A 1,827-nucleotide genomic window follows, 5' to 3' on the forward strand; every position below is an offset into this window, starting at 1 on the left:
CCGATGGCACGCTTTGCACCGGCAAGGTCGGCGAGGACGTCACCGTCGAACAGGCCTATGAGCATGCCCGGCTCACCGGCCTCAACCTGCTTGCCGTCATGCACGCGGCGGCGGGCGACCTCGGGCGCATCGTGCGCGTCGTCAAGCTGCTCGGCTTCGTCAATGCGACGCCGACCTTCAGCGATCACCCGAAGGTGGTCAACGGCTGCTCCGATCTCTTCGCCGATGTCTTTGACAAGATCGGCGGCCACGCGCGTTCGGCGATCGGCGTCGGCTCGCTGCCTGGAAACATCACCGTCGAAATCGAAGCGGTCGTCGAGATCGCCGCCTGACACTGGGATCTGCTGCCATGAAAACCTATTCCGAGACCGGCTCCAACACCACGATCCGCGAGCGGCTGGGACTGCGTCCGATCATCAACGTCTCGGGCACGATGACGACACTCGGCGCTTCCATCATCGTCCCGGAAGCGATCAGCGCCATGGCCGAGATCGCCTCGCAATGGGTGGAGATGGACGATTTGCAGCGCGCCGCGAGCGCAGTCGTCGCCCGTCTCACCGGCGGCGAGGCCGGCTTCATCACCGCCTGCTGCGCCTCAGGCATCACCATGGCGATCGCCGGAGCGATGACCGGCACCAACCTGCTGGCCATCGAACGGCTGCCCGACGACACCGAAGGGCTGAAATCGGAGGTCGTCATCCAGCTCGGCCATATCGTCAATTACGGCGCGCCGATCGATCAGTCGATCCGCGTGGCCGGCGCCAAGGTCATTCCGGCGGGCACCGTTAGCGTCACGCAGGATTACCACGTGCGCGAGGCGATCAACGAGCGCACCGCGGCCGCGCTTTACGTCGTCGCCCACCACACGGTGCAATACGGCATGCTTTCGCTAGAGGAGTTCTGCGAGATCTGCCACGCCAAGAATGTGCCGGTGATCGTCGATGCCGCTTCGGAATACGATCTGCGGACCTTCCTCGCGCGCGGCGCCGACATCGTCGTCTACAGCGGCCACAAATTCCTGAGTGGCCCGACCAGCGGCATCGTCACCGGCCGCAAGGACCTGGTGCGCGCCGCCTATCTGCAGAATCGCGGCGTCGCGCGGGCCATGAAGGTCGGCAAGGAAAGCATCGCCGGCACCATGGCGGCGCTCGACGCTTGGGAAAAGCGCGACCATGCCGGCATTCGCCGGCGCGAAGAGGCGGCGCTCGATCTGTGGAAGCATGCGCTGCAAGGCATTCCGGGCATCGGCGCTGAGATCGTGCCCGACCCAACCGCCAACCCGCTCGACCGCCTGCAGGTCTTCGTCCGTCCGGAGAGCCGCTTCACCGCCGCGGGCCTAGCCTCGGCTTTGGCCGCCGGCTCACCGCCCGTCATCGTGCGCAACCATGAGGTCGAGCGCGGACACTTCTTCCTCGACCCGTGCAACCTGCATCCCGGCGAGGCCGAGACCGTCGCCGAGCGGCTGCGCGCGGTTCTGACCGCGAAGGAGCGTCCCGCGGATGCGATGAAAGCGGCGCGCAAGGATTCATCCGGGGCGCTGCGCTGGCCGGACTAGACCTCGCCACCGTCGGCCCACAGCCGCGACAATCCTTGCGGCTGCCGGCGAATTCCGCTAAGGCGCGCCTTTGCCGCCGGGAGCGAAAACCTTGACCGATCAGCGTGCCGACGTCGCCATCATCATGGGCAGCCAGTCCGACTGGGCGACGATGCGCCAGGCGGCGGAAACGCTTGACGCGCTGGGCATCCTGCACAAAAAACTGATCGTCTCGGCACACCGCACGCCGGACCGCCTCTATGAATTCGCCAAGGGCGCCAAGGCGGCCGGCT

The 1,827-nt window shown here is 66.4% G+C and carries 3 protein-coding genes; all 3 read left to right on the forward strand.

What is annotated here, in order from left to right; genetic code table 11:
- A partial coding sequence (locus tag EOA60_RS31355; RefSeq protein WP_164899709.1) for a RidA family protein occupies positions 1 to 332 on the forward strand: 332 nt, incomplete at its 5' end.
- Between the two features lie 17 nt (positions 333 to 349).
- Complete coding sequence (locus EOA60_RS31360; RefSeq protein WP_095824057.1) at positions 350 to 1,555, forward strand: aminotransferase class V-fold PLP-dependent enzyme; 1,206 nt, start codon at positions 350 to 352, stop codon at positions 1,553 to 1,555.
- A gap of 91 nt (positions 1,556 to 1,646) precedes the next feature.
- A partial coding sequence (locus tag EOA60_RS31365; RefSeq protein WP_206628331.1) for an AIR carboxylase family protein occupies positions 1,647 to 1,827 on the forward strand: 181 nt, incomplete at its 3' end.

It is taken from the genome of Mesorhizobium sp. M1A.F.Ca.IN.020.06.1.1 (assembly GCF_004023265.1).
Classification (GTDB): domain Bacteria; phylum Pseudomonadota; class Alphaproteobacteria; order Rhizobiales; family Rhizobiaceae; genus Mesorhizobium.